The organism is Rhodothermales bacterium (genome assembly GCA_034439735.1).
Taxonomy (GTDB): Bacteria; Bacteroidota; Rhodothermia; order Rhodothermales; family JAHQVL01; genus JAWKNW01.
This window is the reverse complement of sequence record JAWXAX010000237.1, coordinates 1-3,598: the sequence shown is the minus strand read 5'-3', so window position 1 is coordinate 3,598 and position 3,598 is coordinate 1. Positions and strand designations below refer to the sequence as shown.

The window sequence follows — 3,598 nt, the reverse complement described above, 5'->3', positions numbered from 1 at the left end:
GTGTGGGAGTGGGGAGGGGAGGCTCGACTAACAGGCGTGGAGCCGGGTCGCTTGAGAGAACGGGAGACTCTAGCCGGTTTCTCGTGAGGATCGCTATCGCCCGAACGAGCGATACGAACGTGCTGGGGTCGGCTGACGTCAGCCTTCGCCCACCCGCAGGAGCCCCTGTTCGAAGCCGCGCGCCACGGCTTCGGCCCGGTCAGCGGACTCGAGTTTTTGCAGGACCGCCTTCACGTGGGTCTTCACCGTATGTTCACTGATGGTGAGGGCGACGGCGATATCGCGGTTGGAAAGTCCGCGGCGCATGCCGTCCAGCACTTCGATTTCCCGATGGGAAAGCTGCTTCCGGCCCGCCAGCTGGCGCAGTCGGCGCTCGGTTGCCTCAGGCATGTAGCGGCCGCCGGTGTGCACCTGGTGGATCGCGCGCACCAGTTCCTCGCGGGTCACGTTTTTCTGCAGGTACCCGGCGGCGCCGGCATCCATGGCGCGATGGATGTCTTCATCCAACTCGGAGGTGGTGAGCATCAACACCCGGGCTTTGGGCCACGACGCGCGGAGGAGCCGAAGCGCCTCAAGCCCGCCGACTCCCGGCATCCGGATGTCCATCAACACAACATCGGGATGCGAGGCCTGAAATTTTTCGAGGGCCTGTGCGCCGTCTTCCGCTTCGGCCACGACCGTGAGGTCCTCCTCCAGCGTCAGGACGGCGGCGAGCCCCATGCGCACCACGGAGTGATCGTCGACGAGGAGGATCCGGATCGCGGGGACAGGGGCCATGCTCCGCCGAGTATGCCAGTTTGGCGGAATCGAACGCAATCGCCCGAATGAGCGATTTCCATGCGCTTGCACCGTTCCATCCGGTCTGCGAAATCACGGCGTGCGTCGCGTATCCGCCGTCATTTTTGCCTTCTGCTTTTTCGGATTTTTCCGTGCGATCGGGCAGGAATCCGAGGCAGAAATCCTCACCCGCTGTGCGGAGATCCGGGCGCTCCCGCGCGAGCGGGCGATGCAGGGGATTCCGGTGCGGGTACGTGGCGTGGTGACGATGCTGCCGTTGGATTCGCCGGCCAGCTTTACGGTGGATGACGGTACCGGAATCTGGGTTGGACCGCCGCCCGCGTCCGCCGGGCCGGCCCTGCAGTTGAAGGTGCAGGTTGGCGATCTGGTGGAAGTCGTCGGCCGTACTCACGCCGGACACTTCGCCCCGACGATTGCGTTTAGCGACGTGCAAATTCTCGGCCGGGCACCGTTGCCCGAGAGCCGCCAGATTGATCGCCTCGGTCTGGAGTCCGGCCTGCACGACTGTCAGCGCGCGACCCTGTGGGGAGTGGTGCAGTCGGCGGAGAGGGTGTCGAAGGCGGGCCAACCCAGCCTCAACCTCCGAATTTCGACCGCCACGGGGCACTTTAATTTTTTGCTCTATCACCCGTTCACGCAGCCGGTGGCCAGCCTGGTGGACGCGGAGGTCTCAGTGACGGGCGTTTTCATTTCGTTCTTCAATTCGCGCCGCGAATTTCTGGGCGCGCGCATCTTTGCCAACAATCCGGGCGACCTGAAGATACTCCGGCAGGCCGGTGGCGATCCGTTCTCCGTCCCGATCATCGCGTTGGGCGAGGCGATGGGATTCTCCTCGCGGGGGATGGAGATCCACCGTCGCCGGGTACGGGGCACGGTGACGCTGAGCAAGCCGGGGCATTTTTTTTCATCCAGGAGCAGCAGCATGCCTTACGGATTAACACGCGGCAGATGGAGGGGCTGGAGCCCGGCGAGGTGGTTGAAGTGGCGGGCTTTTTTCAGATGGAGCACCACCGGGCGGAGATGAACGAGGCGGTTTTTCGTCGCGTCGGTCGCCAGACGCCACCGGTGCCAAAACTTGTTTCGCTGGAGCAGGCCTTTGTCCGGGAGCCGCGAGCGATGTACGCGTTTCCGGAGGACTACGATGATTTGCTGGTCGCCCTGACCGGGCGTCTCGTCAGCGTGGACAACAAGCCGGGCACCCCTTTGCGGTTGAATCTGGAATGTGAGGGAATTCTCGTTCCGGCCGAGTTCACCACCCAACAGGACAGCGCTTTTCTCGCCGCGTTGAGACCCGGCAGCGAACTGCTCGTGAGCGGCATTTGTTCGCTGACCTACAGTCTTTCGCGGCCGGTCAATGACTGGCCGGTGCCGGTGGCGATGAAACTCCTCCTGCGCGGGCCCGACGATGTGCGGGTGGTGGTCGCGGCGTCCTGGTGGACGCCGGAGCGGCTGACCGCAGCGCTCGGGATCACCGCTCTGGTGCTGCTCCTGGCCATCGCCTGGGTCGCGCTTTTGCGCCGTCGCGTGGCGTTGCGCAGCGCTCAACTCAGCGAGGAAATGCGGGCCGGTCGTGACGCCGCCGTCGAGTTTGAAACGACTCTCCGGGAGCGCAACCGCCTGGCGGCCGACCTGCACGACACGACCGAACAATCGCTGACCGGCCTGGCCTTTCAGCTGGAAGCCACCCTGGCGCTGCATCACAAGGCGCCCGAACGCAGCCGGCAGCACATGACCATCGCCCGACAGTTGCTCGATCGGAGCCGGGAGGACTTGCGGCGCAGCATCTGGAACCTCCGGGCCGTGCCGCTGGAGCAACATACGCTGGCGGAAGCGCTGCGGGAGGTTGCGGCCGATCGCAGCGCGGGGCAGACCGTCCGCATTCTGGTCGACGTTCGGGGCGAGGAGAGCCCGCTGCCCGACATCGTATCGGGCAATCTGTTGCTCCTCGCCCAGGAGGGCATCACCAACGCCCTGAAGCACGCGCACCCGAGCCAGATCGAGCTCAGCCTGAAGTTTTCGCCCGCCGACGTGGAGCTAAGCATCCGGGACGACGGCCGGGGCTTCGATCCGGCGCAGGCCAACGGACCAAAGGACGGCCATTTCGGACTGCAGGGGATGCGGGAACGCATCAAGCGACTCGGAGGAAAATTAGAAATCAGGAGTTCGCCGGATCAAGGGACGACCATCATTGCGTCGGTGTCGCCGTCGTAAGCGTGACGCCTGCGGCAAAGGCTTCGGTTCAGATGACCAGTTCGGCCCAAACCGCCCTGGTCATCAATCGACACCATGAAGGGGCCGGGGTGGAGAATCTTTCCCGAGTGTGATGGATGTGGGCTGGTGGCGAGCGCCCGCCAGCCGATTGTGGTGGCCGCGTAGCGTAATGGAACCCACCCGAAGACCTCAGGCCTTACCCTTTACCTCCGTTTAAATAAATCGTCGCACGGTGGCTGCAGTCTACAACTCTCGGTTCAGGGCCATTGGCCATGGTTGTCGACTCACCTCTGGGGGGGGCCGCCTTCGATCATTCTCATGGTCGAATAGTTCGACCGATGCCTGCTGAATCCCTGCGGCCTTTTCTCCAGAAGGTAAAGGGCAAGGACTGAGGTTTTCCCCAATCCGCGGCTGTATGCGTTGCGCTTCAAGATCGAGGTCTCCTTCAAGCAGGCCCTCCACACCCTCGGCGCCTGGGCCTATCACTTTGGGATGGCAGACATGCGCCCCATTCGGCGCGGCCACGGCGACCAATATCTCCACCGCCAGCCCGACGCTTACCGCGCCGCCGTCCGGCGCAAGCTCGCCG

The 3,598-nt window shown here is 64.1% G+C and carries 3 protein-coding genes and 1 pseudogene; 3 read left to right on the top strand and 1 reads right to left on the bottom strand.

The features are described from left to right. Positions 1-138: 138 nt before the first annotated feature. On the bottom strand, positions 139-777 hold the full coding sequence (locus tag SH809_17280; protein MDZ4701468.1) for a response regulator transcription factor: 639 nt from the start codon (positions 775-777) through the stop codon (positions 139-141). 100 nt (positions 778-877) lie between these two features. Here SH809_17280 and SH809_17275 point away from each other — a divergent pair, with 100 nt between their 5' ends. From SH809_17275 to SH809_17265, 3 genes and pseudogenes are all read left to right on the top strand, one after another. Beyond that, positions 878-1,822: a hypothetical protein gene (locus SH809_17275; protein MDZ4701467.1), complete on the top strand. Its 945-nt coding sequence runs from the start codon at positions 878-880 to the stop codon at positions 1,820-1,822. Continuing rightward, positions 1,747-3,009 (top strand): sensor histidine kinase, encoded by a 1,263-nt coding sequence (locus SH809_17270; GenBank protein ID MDZ4701466.1) that lies wholly within the window; start codon positions 1,747-1,749, stop codon positions 3,007-3,009. The genes SH809_17275 and SH809_17270 overlap by 76 nt, the downstream gene beginning before the upstream one ends. Before the next feature lie 411 nt (positions 3,010-3,420). Continuing rightward, positions 3,421-3,598, top strand: a pseudogene (locus tag SH809_17265) (IS4 family transposase).

Coding starts and splice junctions, on each gene's coding strand:
- SH809_17280 (MDZ4701468.1), bottom strand. CDS start 777: ATGGCCCCTGTCCCCGCGATCCGGATCCTCCTCGTCGACGATCACTCC.
- SH809_17270 (MDZ4701466.1), top strand. CDS start 1,747: ATGGAGGGGCTGGAGCCCGGCGAGGTGGTTGAAGTGGCGGGCTTTTTT.